Here is a 23,238-nt window from a genome sequence, read left to right as displayed (position 1 = left end):
AGCGTCCCTCCTCGGATGATGTGCGGGCCGAGATCCGGCCGCCGGGGTCCCGGTCAGGTGGAGGATGCCCAGCGAAAGCGATCGATAACGTCCCGGGCGGACCCGGTGACCGCTACGCTGGTCACATGTGACCGGTGGCACATTCACCCGGCATGACGTGCACGACGGCATTCGGCTCCGGCGAACTCGTGAAAAACGCCGACGAGAATGGGCCGACCGCTGCGCGGGCATGTTCCGAGGTCACCGCCGTGCACCCCCGTGTGAAATCGGGATTAATCTCGCGTATCGCCGACCGAAAGTACCCTTGTTCTACTCACCGGAAACGGCTAGGCGAAACACAGCCTGAACCCGTGTCGTATAAACTTCGCGAACAAGGCAGAAGGTTGGCGCCCACGGTCGATGGGTTCTGCCGTCGAGGCGACGTTCGACGGACCCCACCCCCCTCTCTTCGTTTCTCCTGACCCCGGCCCTGCCCTTCTGACCTTTCGTGAGCTGACAGCGCCGTCCGCCCCCGCCCTCGCGCCACCGTGCCTTTGAATGAGAGGCGACCCACCATGCCGCTGCATGTCCCGCCGGCTCCCGCGCCCGCACTGCGTTCCGTCCTGGCTGCGCTCTCCTCGCCCACCGCGGTCCGAGAAGCGCGAACTCCCTCCCTGCTCCGCAGCCAGGTGCCCGGCACACCCGAGCTCCCGCTGCCCGTGCACGTGCTGGACCGGGTCACCGCCGAGGGCGTGTCCGCGACCAGGCTGGCCGGGTGGCGGTTCCTGATCCGCTGCGGCGAGCACGCCGTGGCCGCGGCGGACACCATGCTGACGCCGGACGGCTGGACCTTCTCGCACTTCTTCGAGGGCCCCTACATCACCTCCACCGAGCTCGCCCTGCGCCAGGCCGAGGTGCTGCCGCACCCCTACCAGCCCCGCCTGCTGTCGGTACCCGGCCTGTACATGCTCACGCTGTGGCTGCACGAGGACTGCGCGGCGGACGGTGCCGACGGCCACCCGGCGGCCACCGACCTCCTCGTCCCCCTGGCCCCCGCGCCTCCCGGCATCGCGGCCCACCGCCCGCACCGCGTCGACGAACTCCTCCCGGTGCTGACCCACCGGGCCACGCCGACCCGCCTGCTCGGCTCGCCCGCCTGAGGATCGCCGCGGACCGACCCTCCCGTACCCCGTCGCCGGAGTTCCGGCGGCGGGGTACGGCCGTCCCCCCCACCCCTCGACCGCCGCGGGCGCGCTCCGACGAGCGGACCGAGGCTCGTACGAGCCGCTCGGCGTCGGCGGCCCGACCGGACTAGCCCCTTCAGGCCACGCCGAACCACCCGAAGGGACAGCCCAGTTGGGATGAACCGTCCGCGCGGGTGATGCGTCTGGAAGCTGTGAGAGGCGGTGCTGCGAAATCCCTGCGGATCGACGCCCGTGGGGCAACACTGGGTTCCGACGAACAAACCGACGGGGGGCGGCCATGGACGACATCTCCAGCCGCGGAACAGAAGCGACGGCCGAGCCTGTCGACTCGGTCACCACGTCCATCACGACAGAGCGAAAGATCCCACCCATGTGCCAGCACCAGACACCGTGCCCGTCAGCCGACTCCGCCGACCGGGAATCCGCCCGCCTCGTGGCGCACCACCCGGAGCAGGGATGGAGCCTGCTGTGCAACGGCGTGGTGCTCTTCGAGGACACCGGTGAACTGCTGCCGGACGGCCGGGTCATCGCCCCGCACCGCCCCATGGCGGGCAGCCAGGTGGTGACGGCCGCCTGAGGGCCGCCGGGCGGGGCTGCGCCCCGCCCGGAGACGAGGGGCCGGTGCGCGGAACGTCCCACGCACCGGCCCGACGCGTGTCCGGCCCTCGTCACCGCCCGTCACCACCCGCGACGCGGCGTCTGCGGCGCCTGCCGCAGTGCGGGCGTCAGCCCTTGGTGGCGCCGGCGGTCAGGCCGCCGACGAGCTGGCGCTCGGCGACGGAGTAGAAGGCGAGCGCGGGGAGCATGGCCAGCACCAGGTAGGCGAAGACCTTGGCGTACTCAGCCGAGTACTGGCCCTGGAACTGCTGGACGCCGATGGGCAGTGTCCACCACGTCGACTCGGTGAACACCAGCAGCGGCAGGAAGAAGTTGTTCCAGCTGGTCACGACGGCCAGGACGGAGACCGTGCCGAGTGCGGGCCGGGCCATGGGCAGCAGCACCCGCCAGAAGAAGCCGAAGGAGCTGCACCCGTCGAGCGTGGCGGCCTCCTCCAGTTCCCCGGGGATCTGCCGGAAGAAGCCCCGCAGGATGATGATCGTCATCGGCAGCCCGAAGGCCGCCTGCGGGAGGATCACGCCGAGCGGGTTGTCCAGCAGGCCCAGGGAGCGCAGCAGCAGGAACAGCGGCAGGGCCGCCACCGCGAACGGGAACATCAACCCCATCGTGAACAGCGTGAACAGCGCCTCCCGGCCGCGGAAGGCGAACCGCGCGAAGGAGAAGGCCGACAGCGCGGACACGGCCACGACCAGCACGGTCGTGCCCACCGCGATCAGGGTGCTGTTGCCGATCAGCCGCCAGAAGTCCCCCGAGCCGAGGATCTGGGTGTAGTTGGAGGCCACCCAGGACTCGGGCAGGCCGACCGGGTTGCGGGACAGCTCGTCCGTGGTCTTGAACCCGGACAGTCCGGCGTAGAGCAGGGGGACGACCATCACCGCGCCGACGACGACCAGGACGAGGTGCAGCGGGAGGGTGCGGCCCTTGCGGACCGCCTGACGCCTGGTCACTTTCCGTCACCTCGCATGGTCGTGGTGGCCCCTTCCAGGTCGCGCCGGAGCACGAACCGCTGGTAGGCGAGGGCGAAGACGAGACTGATGGCGAACATGGCCACGCTGATCGCGCTGGCGTAGCCGACCTGGTAGCGCTTGAAGCCGTACTGGAACATCGTCACGGCCATGGTCTCGGAGTGGTGGTCGGGTCCGCCCGCGGTGGTGACCCACACCAGGTCGAACAGCTGGATGGAGCCGATGACCGCCAGGAACACGCTGATGCGCAGGGTGGGTGCGAGCAGCGGCAGGGTGACGTTGCGGAAGCGCTGCCAGGGGCCGGCCCCGTCGATGAGCGCCGCCTCGGTCAGCTCCCGGGGGACGGCCTGCAGTCCGGCCAGGCAGAGCATCATGTGGAAGCCGAAGTACTTCCACGTCATGACCAGGAAGAGGGTCGCCATCACGGTGGACTGGTCGGCGAACCACTGCCCGCCCAGCCCGTCCAGCCCGATCCGCCCGAGGACCTGGTCGGCGAAGCCGTCGTCCGGGGCGAAGATCATGCCGAAGAGGATGCCGGTGATCGCCTCGGACAGGACGTACGGGGCGAAGAACAGCATCCGGTAGACCGCCCGGCCGCGCATGCGCTGGTTGAGCAGGACGGCCATGGCCAGGGCGAACGGCAGCTGGACCACGAGCGTCAGCACCACCAGGACGAGGCAGCGCCACAGGTCGCCGAGGAAGACGTCGTCCTGGAAGAGCCGGGTGAAGTTCTCCCCGCCGACGTGGTCGGTGGGCATGCCGAAGCCGCCCCAGCGGAAGAACGCGGCGTACAGGGCGAAGAGCATCGGCAGCAGCACGAGCCCGAGGAACAGCACCAGGGCGGGCAGCTGGAAGCCCGTGGCGGTGAGCCAGTGCAGGGTGCGGCGCCGGGCCCGGCTCCGGGTCCGCGGCGCGGGCGGGGGCGGGGCGCCGAGGCCGGGGCCGGTCCGCTCGTCCGGCAGGAACGTGGAGGTCATCGCCGGCTACTGCTCTTCCTTCGCGGTCCTGGTGATGGACTGGGCGACCTGGCCGGGCGACTTGGAGCCGGCGATGAGGGCGGCGACGCTGTCGTTGACCTCCTGGCCGACGGCGGGCGCGTAGGCCTGGTCGAGGTAGAGCTGGAAGCCGGTGGCCGCCTTGAGCTGCGCCTGTACGGCCTTGATGTTGGGGTCGGCGATGGCCTTCTCGGCGGCCGGGACGACGGGCAGCACACCGGTCTTCTCGACCAGTTCGAGGTCGGTGGCCTCGGAGGCGAAGAACTCCAGGAAGTCGACGGCCTCCTGCGGGGCGCCCCGGCGCAGGGCGTGTCCGCCGCCCCCGCCGAACACCTCGGTGATGGAGCCCTTGCCGCCGTCGACCGCGGGGAACGGGAAGAAGCCGAGGTCCTTGCCGAGGCCCTTGCCCGCGTCGGCCTGCACGGTGGGCGCCCACTGGCCCATCAGCTCCATGGCCGCCTTGCCGTTGCCGACCGTGGCGGCCTGTCCGGTGGGCGTGGAGTAGGCGGCGCCGAGGAACCCCCTCTGGAACGGCTGGAGTCCGACGAGCTCGTCCAGGTGCTCGCCCGCCTCGACGAACGGGGTACCGGTGAAGTCCTTGGCCTCGTAGGCCTTCTGCAGTGCGTCGGCGCCGGCGGTGCGCATCGCCAGGTAGGCCCAGTAGTACATGCCGGGCCACTTCTCCTTGCCGGCCAGCGCCAGGGGCGTGATCTTCGCGTCCTTCAGCTTGCGCACGGCGTCGAGGAAGGCGTCCCAGGTGGTGGGGGGCTGATCGATGCCGGCCTCGGCGAAGTGGGCCTTGTTGTACCAGAAGCCGATCATGCCGATGTCGAACGGGATGCCGTAGACCTTGTCGTCGATCAGGTACGGCTCCTTGGCGACCGGGAGGAGGCCCTCGCTCCACGGCTTGGTGCGGTCCGTGAGGTCCTCGACGAGCCCGGCGTCGACCTGCTGCTTCAGCACGCCGCCGCCCCAGGTGTGGAAGATGTCGGGCAGCTTCCCGGACGCCGTCAGGGCCGTCATCTTCGACTTGTAGGCGTCGTTCTCGAGCTGGACGATCTTGATTTTGACCTTGGGGTTCTGTGCCTCGTACTTCCTGGCGAGCGCGGCCCAGACGCTCTTGGCGGGCTGGGTGGTGGAGATGTTCCACCACTCGATGGTGGTCGTCCCGGACGCCCCTCCGTCCGAGTCCCCGCCGCACGCGGTCAGTGCCGTCGCTCCCAGCCCGGCCGCGGCGGAGGCCGCCAGGAAGCCGCGGCGGGACAGTGCCGGGTCGCCCATCATGAGCTCCTCGAAAGTTTCGATTGAGTTCCAGAAAGCTGCGTTGATGCCGCACCCTAGAGACAGCGGCCAAACGGTGACAACCCCTCGTACGCGGTGAATCTTCAGACGGCGCACGGACGTTGGGGTGCACGAAACATTCGAGTCGGGAGCCGAACGTTACGGCGGCTCCCTGGTGGGCGGCCGCGCAGCGTCACCGAGCGCGCCGCCCGGGGCGCACTAATGTGACGGCCATGCAGTCGTACACGATCGGCCAGGCAGCACGGCTGCTCGGCGTGAGCCCGGACACCGCCCGGCGCTGGGCGGACGCGGGCCGCATCACCACTCACCGGGACGAGACGGGCCGGCGGCTCGTCGACGGCCGGGACCTGGCCGCCTTCTCGGTCGAACTCGCCAGGTCCGCCACCCCCGAGGACGACGGCGCCCCCTACACCTCGGCCCGCAACGCCTTTCCCGGCATCGTCACCGCCATCAAGCTCGGCGACGTCGCCGCACAGGTGGACATCCAGGCCGGCCCGCACCGGCTGGTCTCCCTGCTCACCCGGGAGGCCGTGGAGGAACTCGGCCTGGAGGTCGGCATGGAGGCCACGGCCCGTGTGAAGTCGACGAACGTGCACATCGACAGGACGTGAACCCCTCCCGTCCCGACCCCGCCCCTCCTCCTGCCGCACATACACACCTACAGGCCTCGTTCGCCTGGCTCATGCGATGCGACGAGAGACGTCCGCCTCGCAGATGCGTCAGTATGATCGGCGTATCGGAAGGGCCCGCGGGCTCTTCCCCGGCGGACAGAGGGAGTGGCCCCGAGATGACGAGTTCCGTGCACCGCGCCCGCCGCAGGCTCCGGGTCGCAGGCGGGGCCGTGGCGGCGCTGCTGGCTCTGAGCGCCTGCTCCTCCGGGGACCCGGCTCCGGACAAGGGCTCCTCCTCCGAACTGTCGGGCACGGTCACCGTGTTCGCCGCCGCCTCCCTCCAGGAGAGCTTCGAGAAGCTCGGCGCGGCGTTCGAGAAGCAGCACCCGGGCACCGAGATCACCTTCAGCTTCGGCGGCAGCGACAGCCTCGCCGCCGGCATCAACAGCGGCGCCCCGGCCGACGTCTTCGCGGCCGCCAGCCCCACGACCATGGCGCTCGTGACGGACCGGAAGGCGGCGGCGGGAACCCCCGCGGTCTTCGTCCGCAACCGGCTGCAGATCGCCACCCTGCCCGGCAACCCCGACGGGATCACCTCCCTGAAGGATCTCGCCGAGCCCGGCCTCAAGGTCGTCCTGTGCGATGAGGCGGTCCCGTGCGGTGCGGCGGCCCGGAAGGCCCTGAAGGCGGCCGGCCTGGAGGTCACGCCCGTCTCCTACGAACAGGACGTCAAGAGCGCCCTGACGAAGGTCGAGCTGAAGGAGGCCGACGCGGCCGTCGTCTACCGCACCGATGTGCGCGCGGCAGGTGACAAGGTGGACGGCGTGGACTTCCCGGAGTCGGCCGACGCCGTCAACGACTACCCGATCGCCCTCCTCGAGCAGGCCCGCAACCCCGAGACCGCGAAGGCCTTCATCGCCCTGGTGCGCTCCGCCGAAGGCCGGAAGGTGCTCTCCGGGGCCGGGTTCCTCAAGCCGTGACCGACACGCGGAAGAGCCGTCCGCACCGCGACCGTCCGCACCGCGACCGTCCGCGCCGCGGGAGCCCGCGCGGCCGGAGCCGGACGGTGCCGGTTCCCCTGCTCGCCCCCGCCGTGATCGGGCTGGCCTTCCTGCTCCTGCCGCTGATCGCCCTGCTGGTCAGGGCGCCCTGGCGCAGCCTGCCCGAGCAGCTGACCAGCCCGGAGGTCTGGGAGGCGCTCCGCCTCTCCCTGGTGTGCGCCACGGCTGCGACGGGCCTGAGCCTCGTCCTCGGCGTGCCCCTGGCCTGGCTGCTGGCCCGCGCGAGCTTCCCCGGCCGGGGCTTCGTACGGGCGCTGGTCACCCTGCCGCTGGTGCTGCCGCCGGTGGTGGGCGGTGTGGCCCTGCTGCTCGCCTTCGGGCGCAACGGCGTGGTGGGCCAGTGGCTGGACTCCTGGTTCGGCATCACCCTGCCCTTCACCACGGCGGGTGTCGTCCTCGCCGAGACCTTCGTGGCGATGCCGTTCCTCGTCATCAGCGTGGAGGGCACCCTGCGGGCCGCCGACCCCCGCTACGAGGAGGCCGCCGCCACGCTGGGCGCCTCCCGGTTCACCGCGTTCCGCCGGGTCACCCTGCCGCTGATCGCGCCGGGCATCGCGGCCGGCGCCGTCCTGGCCTGGGCCCGGGCCCTGGGGGAGTTCGGCGCGACCATCACCTTCGCGGGCAACTTCCCGGGCCGTACGCAGACCATGCCGCTCGCCGTCTACCTGGCCCTGCAGAACGACCCGGCCGCGGCGATCGCCCTCAGCCTGGTGCTGCTGGCGGTGTCCATCGCGGTGCTGGCGGCCCTGCGCGACCGGTGGATGACGGCATCATGACGGCACGGACGCGCACCGGGACGCGAGCCGGTCACGCGGGACACCGCCCGCTGCCCCACGCAGGCCCCTCCGAGCTCTGGACGACTCCCCGATGACCCACCCCGACGACGGCAGGCAGGGGGGCACGCTCCTCCAGGGCCTCGACGCCCGTCTCCTGGTCGAGCGCGGCACGTTCCGGCTCGACGTCACGCTGACCGCCGCCCCGGGCGACGTCGTGGCCCTGCTCGGCCCGAACGGCGCCGGCAAGACCACCGCACTGCGCGCCCTCGCCGGGCTCGTCCCCCTCACCTCCGGTCATCTGCGCCTGGACGGCACGACCCTGGACAGCCTGCCCCCCGAGGCCCGTCCGGTGGGTGTCGTCTTCCAGGACTACCTGCTGTTCCCCCATCTGACCGCCCTGGACAACGTCGCCTTCGGCCCGCGCTGCCGGGGCGCCGGCAAGGCCGAGGCACGGGCCCGGGCCGCCGAGTGGCTGGACCGCATGGGCCTGGCCGACCACGCCGGCGCCAAGCCCCGCCGCCTCTCCGGCGGCCAGGCCCAGCGCGTCGCCCTGGCCCGGGCCCTGGCGACGGAACCCCGGCTGCTGCTCCTGGACGAGCCCCTGGCTGCCCTCGACGCCCGCACACGGCTCGAGGTGCGCGCCCAGCTGCGCCGGCACCTCGCCGCGTTCGAGGCGGTGGCCGTGCTGGTCACCCACGATCCGCTGGACGCCATGGTGCTGGCCGACCGCCTGGTCGTCGTCGAGCACGGCGCGGTCGTCCAGGAGGGCACGCCCGCCGACATCGCCCGCCATCCCCGTACCGACTACATCGCCCGGCTGGTCGGCCTCAACCTCTACCGGGGACGGGCCGAGGGGCACACCGTGCGGCTCGGCACGGGCCCGGCCATCACCACCACCGAGGAACTGTCCGGCCCGGTCTTCGTGGCGTTCCCGCCGAGCGCGGTGACGCTGTACCGCGAGCGTCCGGCCGGCTCCAGCGCCCGCAACCTGTGGCGCTGCGAGGTCGCCGGGCTGGAGACGCACGGCGACCAGATCCGCGCCGACCTCACCGGCGAACTGCCCCTCACCGCCGACCTGACCACGGTCGCGGCCGCGGAACTCGATCTGCGCCCCGGGGCACCGGTGTGGGCGGCGGTCAAGGCGGCCCAGACACACGCGTACCCGGCATGAGGCCCCGCCGGCTCGGTCCCGGCGCCCCCTCGCGTCCGGCTCCCCGGCCACGCCGGCCGAGGTTCCCGGACGGCTGGGCGGCCCGCACGACAGGAGGGGCCCCGCACCTGCGGAGCCCCTCCCTGTGACCGGTGCGGCCGGTCGGCCGGATCAGTCCTCGTACGCGTCCAGCGGCGGGCACGAGCAGACCAGGTTGCGGTCGCCGTAGGCCTGGTCGATGCGGCGGACCGGCGGCCAGTACTTGTCCGCGGTCGACACACCGCCCGGGAAGACGGCCTCCTCACGGCTGTAGGCGTGCTCCCACTCGCCGGCGAGCGCGCCCGCGGTGTGCGGAGCGCCGCGCAGCGGGTTGTCCTCCGCGGGCCACTCGCCGGAGCCGACCTTCTCGATCTCCGCGCGGATGGCGATCATCGCCTCGCAGAACCGGTCCAGCTCGGCCAGGTCCTCCGACTCGGTGGGCTCGATCATCAGGGTGCCGGCCACCGGGAACGACATCGTCGGCGCGTGGAAGCCGTAGTCGATCAGCCGCTTCGCCACGTCGTCGACGCTCACACCCGTCGCCTTGGTCAGCGGGCGCAGGTCGATGATGCACTCGTGGGCGACGAGGCCGCCCGGGCCGGTGTAGAGGACCGGGTAGTGCGGCTCCAGCCGCTTGGCGATGTAGTTGGCGCTGAGCACGGCCACCTGGGTGGCCCGCTTCAGCCCCTCACCGCCCATCAGCCGGACGTACGCCCACGAGATGGGCAGGATGCCGGCCGAGCCCCAGGGCGCCGCCGAGATGGGACCGACGCCCGTCTCGGGCCCGGCCTCGGGCTGCAGCGGGTGGTTGGGCAGGTACGGCGCCAGGTGCTCGCGCACCGCCACCGGGCCCACGCCGGGACCGCCGCCGCCGTGCGGGATGCAGAACGTCTTGTGCAGGTTCAGGTGCGACACGTCGCCGCCGAAGTGGCCGGGCTTGGCGAGGCCGACGAGCGCGTTGAGGTTGGCGCCGTCGACGTAGACCTGGCCGCCCGCCTCGTGCACCTGCGCGCAGATGTCGGCGACGTGCTCCTCGAACACCCCGTGGGTCGACGGGTAGGTGATCATCAGCACGGCCAGCTCGTCGCGGTACTGCTCGATCTTCGCCCGCAGGTCCTCGACGTCGATCTCGCCGTCCTCGGCGGTCTTCACGACGACGACCTTCATGCCGGCCATCACGGCGCTGGCCGCGTTGGTGCCGTGCGCGGACGACGGGATCAGGCAGACGGTGCGCTGCTCGTCGCCGTTGGCCCGGTGGTACCCGCGCACGGCGAGCAGACCGGCCAGTTCGCCCTGGGAGCCGGCGTTGGGCTGCAGGGAGACCTTGTCGTAGCCGGTGACCTCGGCGAGGCGGTCCTCCAGCTCGTGGATCAGGGTGAGGTAGCCCGCGGCCTGCTCGGCGGGCGCGAAGGGGTGCAGCTGCCCGAACTCGGGCCAGGTGACCGGCTCCATCTCCGTGGTGGCGTTGAGCTTCATGGTGCAGGAGCCCAGCGGGATCATGCCGCGGTCGAGCGCGTAGTCCCGGTCGGCGAGCTTGCGCAGGTAGCGCAGCATGGCCGTCTCGGAGCGGTGCTGGTGGAAGACCGGGTGGGTCAGGTAGTCGTCGGTGCGCAGCACGGCGGCCGGGAGGACCTCGTCCGCGGCGGCGTCCAAGGCCTCCACACCGCCCTCGACGCCGAAGGCCGCCCACACGGCACGCAGCTGGGCGCGGGTGGTGGTCTCGTCGCAGGCGATGGAGACGTGGTCGGCGTCGACCAGGCGCAGGTTGACCCCGTTGTCCCGGGCGGCGGCCACGACCTCGGCGGCCCGGCCCTCGACCCGCACGGTCACGGTGTCGAACCAGGAGCCGTGCACGACCTCGACCCCGCCGTTCGCGAGCCCGGCGGCGAGGACGGTGGCGTACCGGTGGGTGCGCCGCGCGATGCCCTTGAGGCCCTCGGGCCCGTGGTAGACGGCGTACATGCCGGCCATGACGGCGAGCAGCACCTGCGCGGTGCAGATGTTGCTGGTGGCCTTCTCCCGGCGGATGTGCTGCTCGCGGGTCTGCAGCGCCAGGCGGTAGGCCCTGTTCCCGTCGGCGTCGACGGACACCCCGACGAGCCGCCCGGGCAGGCTGCGCGCCATCTTGTCCTGGACGGCCATGTAACCGGCGTGCGGACCGCCGAAGCCCATGGGCACGCCGAAGCGCTGGGTCGTGCCGACGGCGATGTCCGCGCCGAGCTCGCCGGGCGACTTCAGCAGGGTCAGCGCGAGCAGGTCGGCGGCGACGGTGACGAGTGCCCCGAGCCCGTGCGCCTGGTCGATGACCGGCTTGATGTCCCGCACGGCACCGGAGGCACCCGGGTACTGGATCAGCACGCCGTTGATCTCGCGCTCGGCGATCTCGGCGGGGATGCCCTCGCTGAGGTCGGCGACGACGACCTCGACCCCGGTCGGTTCGGCCCGGGTCTGTATGACGGCGATCGTCTGCGGCAGCGCGTCCGCGTCGACGAGGAACAGGCCCTTCTTGTTCTTGCCCAGCCGGCGCGACAGCGCCATGGCCTCGGCGGCCGCGGTGCCCTCGTCGAGCAGCGAGGCGCCGGAGGTCGGCAGTCCGGTGAGGTCGGCGACCATGGTCTGGAAGTTCAGCAGCGCCTCGAGCCGGCCCTGCGAGATCTCCGGCTGGTACGGCGTGTAGGCCGTGTACCAGGACGGGTTCTCCATGACGTTGCGCAGCACGACCGGCGGCGTGTGGGTGCCGTAGTAGCCCAGGCCGATCATGGAACCGAGGACCTGGTTGCGGTCGGCGAGGGAGCGCAGCTCGGCGATCACCTCGGCCTCGCTGCGGGCGCCCGGCAGGTCCAGCGCCTCGGCGCTCTTGATCACGGCCGGGACCGCGGCGGCCGTCAGCTCGTCCAGCGAGCCGTAGCCGACGTGGGCCAGCATCTTGGCGCGGGCCTCGTGGTCGGGCCCGATGTGGCGCTGCTCGAAGGGGACTGCCTCTTCGAGCTCGGAGAGCGGAATGCGGTGGGCGGTCATTGCGGAGGCCTCCTGGTCTGACACGACCTGCGAGGGGCACCACGGCGCGGGTACCCGGACGGCCTCCCCCTCTGTCATCTCAACCTGAGAGCTTCACCGGATCGCCCGAAGACGTCCGGCTTTCACCGTCGGTGAGAGCGGAAGCCGTCGACACCCGCCCTGCTTTCCAGAGTGACCTCGTCCGTGCGGTACGTGTGCCTGAGAGATTCCGGGGAGGATTTGCTCCTTCGGCGCCTCCGGTGGTGTCTGGAGGACTCTCCCGCACGGGGTCAGCAGCCGCTGTCAGCGTACCAGCGAGGTCGCCGCACGAGCCTTCGAGTGGCCGCATCCCCGCTTGTACCGTTTTGTTAGGTCTACAGGTGACTTGCGACCATGTGGAGGGCCCGTGCGTACCGACATCGATCCGCGCAGTCTGATCGGCCGCAAGGCGTTCGACCGCAACGGCACCAGGATCGGCACCATCGACGAGGTCTACCTCGACGACGCCACCGGCGAGCCGGAGTGGGCCGCCATACGCACCGGTCTGTTCAGCAGGGACGCGTTCGTCCCGCTCGAGCCGAGCGAGCTGATCGAGGGCGCGCTGCACGTCCCCTTCGAACGCGCCCTCATCAAGGACGCCCCCGACTTCGGAGTGGGCCGCCACCTCTCCCCCGAGCAGGAGCTCCAGCTCTACCACCACTACGGCCTGGACGTCGCCGCCCCGCCCCCGCTCCAGGACCACGACTTCGGCAAACTGGCGGGCTCGGACGAGACGAAGGCGTAGGCCTGCGCGCGGACACGGACACGGCTGCGCCGCACGGACGGCTGAGGACGATCACCCCTGCTACGCCGGCGCCGTCCCGGCCGGCCGATCCTCCGCCCCGGCGATCACACTGGCCTCGCCGACGCCCACGCCCTCTCTCTCGCGCCCGTCCGCGGTCTCCGCTTCCGCAACCCGCCGCTCCTCGCTCCCGCTCTCCGCGGGCACCGGTGAGGCCGCCTCGCCCCCGGGTCTGCCTAACACCAGCGGCAGCGGATCCGCCGGCTCCAGCAAGGGGTCGTCGATCCGGAAGGTCCGCACCCGCCCCGGCAAGGAGGCGGGCGTCTCGAACCGTACGGTGACCCGGCCCAGGCCGCTGCCCTGCACCCACCCGTGCCCGAACTCGGCGTGCCGCACGTCGTGCCCGGCGGGCCAGCGCCGCTCGGCGAGCGACGGCGGCTGTTCCTCGGCCGGCACCGCGGCCCGCTCCTCGGCGGGTCCTTCCGTCTCGGTCCGCTCCCCCGCCGCCTGCGCGAACAGGTCCTCCTGCGTGTAGTCGGCGAGACCGGTGACACCGACACCGAGCAGCCGCACCCCACCCGTCGTGTCCACGGAGTCGAGCAGCCGGCCCGCCGCCTCCCGGATCACCGCGGGATCGTCCGTGGGCCCGCGCAGCGTCTCGGAGCGGGTGAGGGTGGAGAAGTCGTAACGCCGCACCTTCAGCACGATGGTCCGCCCGGACAGCCCCGCTCCGCGCAGCCTGCGCACGCACCGCTCGGCGAGCCGCTGCACCTCCAGACCCACCCGGGTCCGGTCGTGGATGTCCACGTCGTAGGTGTCCTCGACCGACACCGACTTGGCCTCCCGCTCGGCGACCACGGGCCGGTCGTCCCGGGCGAGCGCCATGGCGTACAGACCGTGCCCGTGGGCCTTGCCCAGCAGCCGGACCAGCTCGTCCTCACCCGCCTCGACGATCTCCTCGACCGTGGTGATCCCGGCCCGCCGCAGGTGGTCGCCCGTCGCGGGCCCCACCCCCGGCAGGGTCCGCACGGACATCGGCCCGAGCATCGCCCGCTCGGTGCCCGGCTCGATCACCACCAGACCGTCCGGCTTGGCCTGCTCGGAGGCGATCTTCGCGAGCATCTTGGAGGCCGCCAGCCCGACCGATCCGGTGAGGCCCGTGGCGGCGCGGATGTCCGCCCGCAGCTGCGTGCCCACCAGCCGCGCCGAGCGCTCGTCCCAGGCCCTTCCTCCGGCCTCCAGGTCGACGAACGCCTCGTCCAGGCTCAAGGGCTCCACGAGCGGCGACAGGGCCCGCAGCAGCTCCATCACGCGCTCGCTGATGGAGCGGTAGAGGGCGAAGCGCGGCACGAGGTAGGCGGCGTGCGGTGCCAGTCGGCGGGCCTGCCCCATCGGCATCGCCGAGTGCACGCCGAAGACCCGGGCCTCGTAGGACGCGGTCGCGACCACACCCCGCGGCCCGAGACCGCCCACGACCACGGCCTTGCCGCGCAGACTCGGCTTGGAGGCCTGCTCCACCGAGGCGAAGAAGGCATCCATGTCGAGATGCAGGATCGTGGGCGCGGTTCTCACATCTCCGATGCTGCCCCACACCACTGACAACGCACTGCCCCGGCGCCCCGGAAGGGCCGAGGCGGCGGCTCAGACGGCGCGATTGCGGCGCCGGGCCAGCTCGTCGGCGGGGTTGGAGCCGACCAGGGTCTCGCCGGTGTCGACCCGCTCCCCGTGCAGTTGGGACAGCGCGCTCTCCACGTCCCGCCACACCACGCCCACGGCGATCCCGAAGACGCCCTGGCCCCCTTGGAGCAGTGCGTGGACCTCGTCGGGCGAGGTGCACTCGTAGACCGTCGCGCCATCGCTCATCAGCGTCATGCGCTCCAGGTCGCTGAATCCGCGCTCCCTGAGGTGCTGCACCGCCGTGCGGATGTTCTGCAACGAGACCCCGGTGTCGAGGAACCGCTTGACGATCTTCAGGACGACGACGTCACGGAAGCTGTACAGCCGCTGCGTCCCGGATCCGTACGCGGGGCGCACGCTCGGCTCCACGAGCCCCGTGCGGGCCCAGTAGTCCAGTTGCCGGTAGGTGATGCCGGCCGCCGCACAGGCCGTGGGGCCGCGGTAGCCGATCTGCTCGGACGCCATGGACGTCGTCCCTCCGCTGCTCGGCACCGCCACGGGTCGCTGCGGAGCGTGGTCGGCCGCACTGTCGGGCTGCGGACACGCCCCGCTCGCGCGGAGCCGTGAGCCGGGGGGAGGGTACGGACCGCTCGCCCTGAGACTGCGCTCGGGGCCGCCCCCAGCCGTACCGTCGCCGCTGCTTCTCACGCCGACCTCCGTCCTTGACCTGCCTTCTCGACGGTAGGCAGTCGCCCGGGGTGCGTCAACGATCGCCACACTCGCCACGCCGAGTGATAATCACCCTGAGAGTGGTTTCCCGTGCCCCGTCGCGGGGAAAGGCTAGCCGAATGCCCTCGTCGCGGCCCGTATGACGCTCTCATACGCCCCCGGCACATGCGGGTGGCGCAGGCGCTCCGCACAACTGTCCGAGGCAGGCTCCGTGAGCCTCACTGGCTGCTGCTGCCGAAGTCCTCCGGGGAGATCTGGTCGAGGAACTCGCGGAACTTCTCGACCTCGTCCTCCTGCTCGTCCGGGATGGCGATGCCGGCGTCGTCGAGCACCGTGTCACTGCCGTAGATCGGCGTACCGGTGCGCAGGGCGAGCGCTATGGCGTCGGACGGGCGGGCACTCACCTCGACGCCGCTGGCGAAGACCAGCTCCGCGTAGAAGACGCCCTCACGCAGGTCCGTGATGCGCACTTCCGTGAGCTCCTGACCGACGGCTTCCAGCACGTCCTTGAACAGGTCGTGGGTCAGCGGCCGTGCCGGAGCCATACCCTGCTGGGCGAAGGCGATCGCCGTCGCCTCCCCCGGTCCGATCCAGATGGGGAGGTAGCGGTCGCCTCCCACTTCACGCAGCAGCACGATCGGTTGGTTGGAGGGCATTTCCACCCGGACACCTACGACATCGAGCTCGTTCACACAGCAACCCTAGGCCGTGCCCGGGATGTTTGGGTAGTCGGGCCGGGATCGGGCGCCCGATCCGGCCCCGCGCGTCCCGCCCCGTCAGGGCCGGCGCACCCCGAGCGCCGTCCGCACCAGAGCGGCGTGCAGCTTCACCGTGAGCCCCGCCAGCTCCTTCGTACGGGCTTCCGCGTGCGCCCTGGTCTGCGGGTTGCGGTGCCGCTTGAGCGGGGCCACCACCTGGTCCACGAGGCCCGCCTCACGGTCGGCGGCCGCCTTCATCGCCCGCAGGTGCCGGGGCTCGATGCCGAACCGCCCGAGCTCACCGACCAGCTCGGCGACCGTCACCGCCTCGGCGTCGAAGGCCCCGTCCTCCAGTGGAGTGAGCAGCCCGTACGACTCCCACTCCTTCAGCTCCTGCTCCTCGATGCCGGCGGCCGCGAGCAGCTCCGCACGCCCGATCCGGGCCGCCGTCGGCGCCTCGGGCGGCTCGGGCACCACCTCCCCGTCCCGCTGACGCCCCACGACGGGCAGCTGGACGGCCTCACCCCGCTCCACGGCCTCCAGGTGCTCCCGGATGACCTTCAGGGGCAGGTAGTGGTCCCGCTGCATCCTCAGGACGTGCCCGAGGCGCTCCACATCGTGGGCACTGAACTTGCGGTACCCGGACGGGGTCCGCTGCGGTTCGATGAGCCCTTCCGACTCCAGGAAGCGGATCTTGGAGACGGTGACCTCGGGGAACTCGTCGCGCAGCACGGTCAGCACCGTGCCGATGCTCATCAGCCCACTGTCCGTGGCGGCGGCGCCGTGTCCGGCACCGCCGCTCGGTGTTCGAAGCATGGACCTTCCCTGACGGACGGACCTTGACCGGCCCCCGAGCGCAGCGGGTCAGTAACCCCGCTGGCTCGCGTAGAAGACCAGCCGGTACTTGCCGATCTGCACCTCGTCGCCGTTGTTCAGAGCGACCTGGTCGATCCGCTCGCGGTTGACGTAGGTGCCGTTGAGGCTGCCGACGTCGGCCACGGTGAACGAACCGTCCTGGGCGCGGCGGAACTCCACGTGCCGCCGGGAGACGGTCACGTCGTCCAGGAAGATGTCGCTCTGCGGATGCCGTCCGGCCGTCGTCAGATCGCCGTCCAGCAGGAAGCGGCTGCCCGAGTTCGGCCCGCGGCGCACGACCAGGAGCGCGGAACCCAGCGGCAGCGCGTCCACCGCGGCCTGCGCCTCGGGCGACAGGGTCGGCATCGGCGTCTGACCGGTGGTCTCGCTGTCGTAGGCCTCGAGACCGGAGATGGAGATCGTGGACGTCGTCTCGGACGGACGCTCGGCCGCCGCGCCCGCCCGCAGCGGCGCACCGCAGTTGGAGCAAAAGCGGCTGTTCTCCGCGTTGCGGTTGCCGCACCGCGTACACACCAGGGCCGACATGGGATCCTCCTGCCGCGGCTGCTCACCAGGAGCGTGGGACGCGTACGGGTCGGGGAACCCACCCGCACCTGAGGCTGACGGCTGGCCGAAACCTATTCCGCCGGACTGCGCAGGGTCAACCGACGGCGCGCCCTGCGCGCCGGAGACGTCGCCGCCCGGACCGCCGACCTGGTCCCGGAACAGCGGCCGCTGGCCCTCCGCGTCGGGCTGTGCGCGATGACGGGCGGTGGCGTTGTCGCTGCCCTCTCGCGCGCTCTTGCCGAACAACTTCGCAAACAACTTCACGGGCGATTCCCCTTGACCGAAACAGACCCGCCCGTGGGGCAGGACGAACCCTGACTGAACACTCTGGCCGACCCGGACATCCTGACAACGTCCGTCTGCACCAGACAGTTTCCACCACGCACCACCCAATCGGTGCGTCGACCCCCCGCAACCTCATGCCCTCGCCGGACGACGCGCATGCACCCCCGGTTCACTGCGAGGACGACCGAGCGTAGTCAGGCCGCTTCGCCGCTCGCAAGGCGTCCACGACCACCTCGGTCGACCGCTCGATCGCGACGGTGGCCTGTTCCTTCTCGAGAGTCTGCACCACGCCTCCGGGGATGTTGAGCGCCGGCTCGAGGTCCTGCGGCTTGCCGATGACAAGGAAACGATAAGGCGCGTTGATCTTGTTCCCGTCGACGCTCACCCCCTTGCCCGAGTCGCTGAGGTACGTCCCTGCGACGACCCGGACGCCGTTCACCTGGATCGCCTCCGCGCCCGCGGCCCGCAGTTCCTGGACCGCGTCGAGCAGCATGTCCGCCTCGACCGTCCCCTTCGTGTCCTGGATCGTCATGGTGATCCCGGGCCCCTGCGCGGCGACCGTGCCCGCCAGGATGCCGAGTTGCCGCTCCTTCTCGACCGTCTGCCTGCGGGCCTCCTCGGCCTGGTCCGAGCTGTTCTCCAGCTCGTCCCGCTGCTTCTCGAGACCCTGCTTCTCGTCTTCAAGACGCTGGGTACGGTCGTCCAGTTCATCGAGGATGCGGACGAGATCTTCCTGCCGCGCGCCGCGCAGGGCACTGTCGCTGTCGCTGTTCGAGGCCACCTGCACGGCGAGCCCGAAGCCGAGCCCGAACAGCAGCAGCGCGACGATGAGTTGCGCCCGGGTGACCCGCGGCGGCCACAGCCCCTGCGCCAGCCGCTGCCGCCCCGTCAGCCGCGGCTCGGCGGCGGCCTGCGGCTCCGGCCCCGGCCCGTCCTCCGACGCGGTCTGCGGCGCGGGCACGGCGTCCGGGGCGGGGGCGGCACCGGTCACCTCCTGCGGCAGTTCACGGCGCAGCCCGTTCCCGGCCTTCGCGCCGTCGTGCTGCTCACCGCGCGCGTGGCGGTGCTTCTCGGTGTGCCGGTCGTCGCTGCGCAGGTCGTCGCTGTGCCGGTCGTCCCGGTGCCGGTCGTCGTGCTCGCTCATCGGCCTCACGCCCGGAACACGTGCCGGCGGATCGCCGCGGCGTTGGAAAAGATGCGGATGCCGAGGACGACCACCACACCGGTGGACAGCTGGGCCCCCACACCCAGCTTGTCCCCGAGGAAGACGATCAGCGCGGCGACGACCACGTTCGACAGGAACGACACGACGAAGACCTTGTCGTCGAAGATGCCGTCGAGCATCGCCCGCAGGCCGCCGAAGACGGCGTCGAGCGCCGCCACGACGGCGATCGGCAGATAAGGCTCGACCACCGCCGGAACCTCAGGCCGGACCAGCAGGCCGGCCACGACTCCCACGACGAGGCCCAGTACGGCGATCACGATGTGCCCTTCCCGCTCTTCTCAGTGCTCGGCTGTGCGGTACGCACGGTCACGCTCGGCGCGGCGGGCAGCCGGAGGTCGTCCTCCGCCGAGATGCCCGTCCTGATGCCGTAGTTCTCCTGCAGCACGTTCAGGTAGATCCCGTCCGCGCTGTTCTGGAACCGCGTGCTCAACCGCTGCCCGTCCCCCACCGCCAGCACCGTGTACGGCGGCACCAGCGGTTTGTTGTCGACCAGTATGGCGTCCCCGGCGGCCCTGATCGCCGACAGCGCCGTCAGCCGCTGCCCGTTGATGGAGATCGCCTCGGCGCCCGACTCCCACAGCCCGTTGACCACCCGCTGCATGTCCCGGTCGCGCACCCGGCCCGTGTCGGAGAAGCCGGAGGCCCCCCGCGGGTCGCCGTCACCGCCCGTACCGGCTGCCTTGGCGTCGTTCACCACGAGCTTCACACCGGGGCCGTGCACCGCGACGGCACCGGACAGGATGCCCACGAGGTCGGGTTCGGCGCCGCCGCCGCTGTGCTTCAGCGCCTCGCGCTGCCGGGCGCTCACGTCCGCGCGCAGTTCGTCGACGGCGTCCTCCAGCTCGTCCGCCGCCTCGGTCTCCCGGTCGATGCGGTCGACCAGTTCCTCGCGCTCCTTGGCCACCACCGGGGCGGCCACCCGCGCCTGGGCGGCGCCCACGGTCACGACCAGTGCCGCGAGCACCAGACCGGCGGCCAGCCCGAGCTTGGCCCGCAGAGTCTTCGGCATGCCGCCGTCACCGGCGGCCTTCCTGCGCGCCGCGGCCTCGGCGTAGCCGTCGTCGAGGCTGTGGTCCATGACGTTGGTGAGCAACGACATGGACGCGTCCGGTCGCCGGGGCCGCGCTGGTGTGCTCCGAATGGGGGGTTGCTGCGGCATGCCGCACATCGTCGCACGTCGCGGCCACTACCTCCGAACGGCCCTACCGGCGTGCCGGACAGGCCCCGTTGGGGGCACATGTCCGGCACGCACGTGTGCGGGCCGTTCTATCCGCCGGTTCAGCGTCCGGCGCTGTCCACCACCGCGGCCCACTCGTCGAGCAGCGCCTGCGCGGAGGCGTCGTCCGGGCCCTCGGCCCACAGGTGGGTGACGGCCTCGGCCGGGTCGGGCAGCACCATGACCCAGCGACCGTCGGTCTCCACCACGCGCACACCGTCCGTGGTGTCCACGAACCGGTCCCCGGCGGCCTCGACGACCCGGCGCATCACCAGGCCCTTGACCGCCCAGGGGGTGGCGAGGTCCCGCTTCAGGACGTGCGCCCGCGGGATGCGCGCGTCGATCTGGCTGAGCGTGAGCTGGGTGCGCGCCACCAGGCCGATGAGCCGCACAAAGGCCGCTGTGGCGTCGTACACGCTGCTGAACTCGGGGACGATGAAGCCGCCCTTGCCGTCGCCGCCGAAGATCGTGCCTTCCTCGCCACCGACCCGCGTGAGGTCGTCGGGGGACGTCGTCGTCCACTCGACCTGCGTGCCGTGGTAGGCCGCCACCTGCTCGGCGATCCGGGTCGTGGTGACCGGGAGCGCGACCCGGCCGCTGCGCCGCTCGGCAGCGACCAGGTCCAGCATGACCAGCAGCGCCCGGTCGTCCTCGATGATCCGGCCCTTCTCGTCGACGAGCGACAGCCGCTCGCCGACCGGGTCGAACCGCACACCGAACGCGGCACCGGAGGACGCCACGATCTCCCCGAGCCGGACCAGACCCGAGCGCCGGATGTCGGCAGTCTCGGTCGGCCTGGCCTCGTCGAGACCGGGGTTGATCGTCAGCGAGTCGACACCGAGCTTGCCGAGGAGGCTCGGCAGCACGAGGCCGGCGCTTCCGTTGGACGCGTCCACGACCACCTTGAGCCCGGACTCGGCGATCCCGGTCGTGTCGACGTTCCGCAGCAGCGACCCGGTGTACGAGTCGAAGACGCTGGACGGGAAGTGCAGGTCACCGATCTCGCCGGGGAAGGCACGCCGGTACTCCTGGCGCGCGAAGACCCGGTCCAGCTTCCGCTGGCTGCCCTGCGAGAGGTCGGCGCCCTGGCTGTCGAAGAACATGATGTCGACGGAGTCCGGCACCCCGGGCGTGGTGCGGATCATGATGCCGCCGGCGCTGCCCCGGGCCGTCTGCTGCCGCGCCACCGGCAGCGGCACGTTCTCCAGGTCCCGTACGTCGATGGCGCTGGCCTGCAGCGCCGAGATGACCGCACGCTTCAGCGCGCGGGCACCACGGGAGTGGTCACGCGCGGTGGTGACGGTCGACCCCTTCTTCAGGGTCGTCGCGTAGGCACCCGCCAGCCGCACGGCGAGCTCGGGCGTGATCTCCACGTTGAGGATGCCGGACACACCGCGGGCACCGAACAGGTGCGCCTGGCCGCGGGATTCCCAGATGACCGAGGTGTTGACGAACGCGCCGGCCTCGATGGTCTTGAACGGGTAGACCCGCACGTTGCCCTGGACGATCGATTCCTCACCGATCAGGCACTCGTCACCGATGACGGCGCCGTCCTCGATCCGCGCCGCGCGCATGATGTCGGTGTTCTTGCCGATCACGCAGCCGCGCAGGTTGCTGTGGGGTCCCACGTACACGTTGTCGTGGACGACGGCCTTGTGCAGGAACGCGCCGCTCTTGACGACCACGTTGGAGCCGACGACGGTGTGCTCGCGGATCTCGGCGCCCGCCTCGACCTTGGCGTAGTCACCGATGTAGGCGGGGCCGCGCAGCACGGCGTCGGGGTGGACCTCGGCACCCTCGGCGACCCACACGCCCGGGGAGATCTCGAACCCGTCGATGTCGACGTCGACCTTGCCCTCGAGGACGTCGGCCTGCGCCTTCACATAGCTCTCGTGCGTGCCGACGTCCTCCCAGTAGCCCTCGGCGACGTAGCCGTAGATCGGCTTGCCTTCCTTCATCAGCTGCGGGAAGACGTCGCCGGACCAGTCGACGGGCACGTCGGGGTCGACGTAGTCGAAGACCTCGGGCTCCATCACGTAGATGCCGGTGTTCACCGTGTCGGAGAAGACCTGGCCCCAGGTGGGCTTCTCGAGGAAGCGTTCCACCTTGCCTTCCTCGTCGACGATGGTGATACCGAATTCCAGCGGATTGGGCACGCGCGTCAGGCAGACGGTGACCAGCGCGCCCTTTTCCTTGTGGAAATTGATGAGCTCGGTGAGGTCGAAATCGGTGAGAGCGTCGCCGGAGATGACGAGGAAAGCGTCGTCCTTCAGCGCCTCTTCCGCGTTCTTGACGCTTCCGGCGGTGCCGAGGGGCTTCTCCTCGTTGGCATAGGTGAGCTCCATGCCCAGCTCTTCGCCGTCACCGAAGTAGTTCTTGACGAGCGAGGCCAGGAACTGGACGGTGACGACTGTTTCATTGAGCCCATGCCTTTTGAGCAGCCGCAGAACGTGCTCCATGATCGGGCGGTTGGCCACAGGCAGGAGCGGCTTGGGCATGCTCGAGGTCATGGGACGAAGGCGCGTGCCTTCGCCACCGGCCATCACGACGGCCTTCATGTCGGAAGCGTCCTCCTCGCAGAGACGGGTCTGGCCGACCTCCCCCGCCAGGATCTTCCCGCGCTTTTCCGGCGCGGGCCAGCTCGCCCGTGCTACCGGAGCAATCAGCGGGAGTTCAATCGGCCGTGGCGTCCGCACGGACCAGGCGGCGGACTTGTACTACGTAGAGGACTCCTGCCCACCAATAGAGGGTTGTACCCCATCCGGCGAACGCCCATCCGAAAATTGCAGCCAGTGACGAGATCCAGCCACTTCCGTCACTGAGCAGGAGCAGGGGGAAGGCGTACATCAGGTTGAAGGTCGCGGCCTTGCCCAGGAAGTTCACCTGGGGCGGCGGATAGCCGTGCCGGCGCAGGATGCCCACCATGACGAGCAGCACCAGCTCACGCGCCAGGAGTACGGCGGTCAGCCACAGCGGCAGGATCTCGCGCCAGGTGAGGCCCACCAGGGTGGAGAGGATGTAGAGCCGGTCGGCCGCGGGGTCGAGGAGCCGGCCCAGGCTGCTGATCTGGTTCCAGCGGCGCGCCAGCTTGCCGTCCAGATAGTCGCTGACGCCGCTCAGGGCGAGCACGAGAAGGGCCCAGCCGTCACTCTTGGGCCCGCCGAACTCGGGGCGCAGGATCAGCCACAGGAAGACGGGGACGCCGACGAGACGCGCCATGCTGAGGATGTTCGGGATGGTGAGCACACGGTCCGTCTGGACGCGAGTCTCCTGAACCTCCACCCGGGGGCCTCCTGTGGGGAACGTGCCAACGATGCTCCCTGACCCTACCTCAACGCAAAAAAGCTCCGGCTCTCGGGCTGTTATACCCGAGAGCCGGAGCTCAAGAATTGTTCGGCGGCGTCCTACTCTCCCACAGGGTCCCCCCTGCAGTACCATCGGCGCTGTAAGGCTTAGCTTCCGGGTTCGGAAAGTAACCGGGCGTTTCCCCTACGCTATAACCACCGAAACACTATGAAACTGTCAGCCGCACCACGTGTGGCACGTGGGGCTGTTCGTGGTTTCAGA

21 protein-coding genes, 1 rRNA gene and 1 riboswitch are annotated in these 23,238 nt (G+C 71.0%); of the genes, 7 read left to right on the top strand and 15 right to left on the bottom strand.

The window, feature by feature from the left end:
* Window positions 1–554: 554 nt before the first annotated feature.
* The gene (locus ACFYWG_RS05590; protein ID WP_376333832.1) at window positions 555–1,139 is read left to right on the top strand and encodes a hypothetical protein; all 585 of its coding nucleotides are present in this window, start codon (window positions 555–557) and stop codon (window positions 1,137–1,139) included.
* Between the two features lie 415 nt (window positions 1,140–1,554).
* A complete protein-coding gene (locus tag ACFYWG_RS05585; RefSeq protein WP_333937063.1) occupies window positions 1,555–1,761 on the top strand; it encodes a DUF5999 family protein in 207 nt (68 codons plus the stop codon).
* 148 nt (window positions 1,762–1,909) lie between these two features.
* On the opposite strand, the gene ACFYWG_RS05580 is transcribed toward ACFYWG_RS05585, so the two are convergent.
* The 3 genes from ACFYWG_RS05580 to ACFYWG_RS05570 all read right to left on the bottom strand — a co-directional run bounded on the left by ACFYWG_RS05580 (window position 1,910) and on the right by ACFYWG_RS05570 (window position 5,043).
* Window positions 1,910–2,674: a carbohydrate ABC transporter permease gene (locus ACFYWG_RS05580; protein ID WP_376333864.1), complete on the bottom strand. Its 765-nt coding sequence runs from the start codon at window positions 2,672–2,674 to the stop codon at window positions 1,910–1,912.
* A gap of 71 nt (window positions 2,675–2,745) precedes the next feature.
* Window positions 2,746–3,744, bottom strand: a complete 999-nt coding sequence (locus ACFYWG_RS05575; protein WP_383509367.1) for a carbohydrate ABC transporter permease — start codon at window positions 3,742–3,744, stop codon at window positions 2,746–2,748.
* A gap of 6 nt (window positions 3,745–3,750) precedes the next feature.
* Complete coding sequence (locus ACFYWG_RS05570; RefSeq protein ID WP_389199504.1) at window positions 3,751–5,043, bottom strand: extracellular solute-binding protein; 1,293 nt, start codon at window positions 5,041–5,043, stop codon at window positions 3,751–3,753.
* A gap of 233 nt (window positions 5,044–5,276) precedes the next feature.
* On the opposite strand from ACFYWG_RS05570, the gene ACFYWG_RS05565 reads away from it, so the two are divergent.
* The 4 genes from ACFYWG_RS05565 to ACFYWG_RS05550 all read left to right on the top strand — a co-directional run bounded on the left by ACFYWG_RS05565 (window position 5,277) and on the right by ACFYWG_RS05550 (window position 8,683).
* Window positions 5,277–5,675: a molybdopterin-binding protein gene (locus tag ACFYWG_RS05565; RefSeq protein WP_376333838.1), complete on the top strand. Its 399-nt coding sequence runs from the start codon at window positions 5,277–5,279 to the stop codon at window positions 5,673–5,675.
* A 176-nt stretch (window positions 5,676–5,851) separates the two neighbouring features.
* Window positions 5,852–6,655 (top strand): molybdate ABC transporter substrate-binding protein, encoded by an 804-nt coding sequence (modA, locus tag ACFYWG_RS05560; protein WP_389199502.1) that lies wholly within the window; start codon window positions 5,852–5,854, stop codon window positions 6,653–6,655.
* 86 nt (window positions 6,656–6,741) lie between these two features.
* Window positions 6,742–7,512, top strand: a complete 771-nt coding sequence (locus tag ACFYWG_RS05555; protein ID WP_389199500.1) for an ABC transporter permease — start codon at window positions 6,742–6,744, stop codon at window positions 7,510–7,512.
* A gap of 91 nt (window positions 7,513–7,603) precedes the next feature.
* Window positions 7,604–8,683 carry an ABC transporter ATP-binding protein gene (locus ACFYWG_RS05550; protein ID WP_389199498.1) on the top strand — a complete coding sequence of 360 codons (1,080 nt, stop codon included), beginning with the start codon at window positions 7,604–7,606 and terminating at the stop codon, window positions 8,681–8,683.
* Window positions 8,684–8,833: 150 nt separating this feature from the next.
* Here ACFYWG_RS05550 and gcvP read toward each other — a convergent pair whose 3' ends face one another.
* Window positions 8,834–11,719, bottom strand: a complete 2,886-nt coding sequence (gcvP, locus tag ACFYWG_RS05545) for an aminomethyl-transferring glycine dehydrogenase (protein WP_383509384.1) — start codon at window positions 11,717–11,719, stop codon at window positions 8,834–8,836.
* A 176-nt stretch (window positions 11,720–11,895) separates the two neighbouring features.
* Window positions 11,896–11,991, bottom strand: a riboswitch (glycine riboswitch).
* A 113-nt stretch (window positions 11,992–12,104) separates the two neighbouring features.
* Here gcvP and ACFYWG_RS05540 point away from each other — a divergent pair.
* Window positions 12,105–12,482: a PRC-barrel domain-containing protein gene (locus ACFYWG_RS05540; protein ID WP_376333847.1), complete on the top strand. Its 378-nt coding sequence runs from the start codon at window positions 12,105–12,107 to the stop codon at window positions 12,480–12,482.
* Between the two features lie 60 nt (window positions 12,483–12,542).
* Here ACFYWG_RS05540 and ACFYWG_RS05535 read toward each other — a convergent pair whose 3' ends face one another.
* The 11 genes from ACFYWG_RS05535 to rrf form a co-directional block, all read right to left on the bottom strand.
* On the bottom strand, window positions 12,543–14,051 hold the full coding sequence (locus ACFYWG_RS05535) for a DNA polymerase IV (protein WP_389199495.1): 1,509 nt from the start codon (window positions 14,049–14,051) through the stop codon (window positions 12,543–12,545).
* A 69-nt stretch (window positions 14,052–14,120) separates the two neighbouring features.
* Window positions 14,121–14,804 carry a MerR family transcriptional regulator gene (locus ACFYWG_RS05530; protein WP_383509390.1) on the bottom strand — a complete coding sequence of 228 codons (684 nt, stop codon included), beginning with the start codon at window positions 14,802–14,804 and terminating at the stop codon, window positions 14,121–14,123.
* Between the two features lie 239 nt (window positions 14,805–15,043).
* Window positions 15,044–15,517, bottom strand: coding sequence for a bifunctional nuclease family protein (locus ACFYWG_RS05525; RefSeq protein WP_003988851.1), 474 nt, complete (start codon window positions 15,515–15,517; stop codon window positions 15,044–15,046).
* Window positions 15,518–15,601: 84 nt separating this feature from the next.
* Window positions 15,602–16,339 carry a MerR family transcriptional regulator gene (locus tag ACFYWG_RS05520; protein ID WP_383509393.1) on the bottom strand — a complete coding sequence of 246 codons (738 nt, stop codon included), beginning with the start codon at window positions 16,337–16,339 and terminating at the stop codon, window positions 15,602–15,604.
* A 48-nt stretch (window positions 16,340–16,387) separates the two neighbouring features.
* A complete protein-coding gene (locus ACFYWG_RS05515; RefSeq protein WP_383509396.1) occupies window positions 16,388–17,338 on the bottom strand; it encodes an FHA domain-containing protein in 951 nt (316 codons plus the stop codon).
* 61 nt (window positions 17,339–17,399) lie between these two features.
* Window positions 17,400–18,374 (bottom strand): DUF881 domain-containing protein, encoded by a 975-nt coding sequence (locus ACFYWG_RS05510; protein WP_389199491.1) that lies wholly within the window; start codon window positions 18,372–18,374, stop codon window positions 17,400–17,402.
* 5 nt (window positions 18,375–18,379) lie between these two features.
* Window positions 18,380–18,712 carry a small basic family protein gene (locus ACFYWG_RS05505; RefSeq protein ID WP_003988855.1) on the bottom strand — a complete coding sequence of 111 codons (333 nt, stop codon included), beginning with the start codon at window positions 18,710–18,712 and terminating at the stop codon, window positions 18,380–18,382.
* The gene (locus tag ACFYWG_RS05500) at window positions 18,709–19,623 is read right to left on the bottom strand and encodes a DUF881 domain-containing protein (RefSeq protein WP_376333858.1); all 915 of its coding nucleotides are present in this window, start codon (window positions 19,621–19,623) and stop codon (window positions 18,709–18,711) included. The genes ACFYWG_RS05505 and ACFYWG_RS05500 overlap by 4 nt, the downstream gene beginning before the upstream one ends.
* A 110-nt stretch (window positions 19,624–19,733) precedes the next feature.
* The gene (locus ACFYWG_RS05495) at window positions 19,734–22,229 is read right to left on the bottom strand and encodes a sugar phosphate nucleotidyltransferase (RefSeq protein WP_383509405.1); all 2,496 of its coding nucleotides are present in this window, start codon (window positions 22,227–22,229) and stop codon (window positions 19,734–19,736) included.
* Window positions 22,230–22,344: 115 nt separating this feature from the next.
* Entirely contained in the window at window positions 22,345–22,953 is a 609-nt protein-coding gene (locus ACFYWG_RS05490) for a CDP-alcohol phosphatidyltransferase family protein (RefSeq protein ID WP_376333862.1), read from the bottom strand.
* 109 nt (window positions 22,954–23,062) lie between these two features.
* Window positions 23,063–23,179 (bottom strand): 5S ribosomal RNA (gene rrf, locus ACFYWG_RS05485).
* Window positions 23,180–23,238: the final 59 nt, after the last annotated feature.

This window comes from Streptomyces sp. NPDC003456 (assembly GCF_042878735.1).
Taxonomy (GTDB): Bacteria; Actinomycetota; Actinomycetes; order Streptomycetales; family Streptomycetaceae; genus Streptomyces.
The sequence above is the reverse complement of the archived record's forward strand: the minus strand, read 5'-3'. Positions and strand labels throughout refer to the sequence as shown.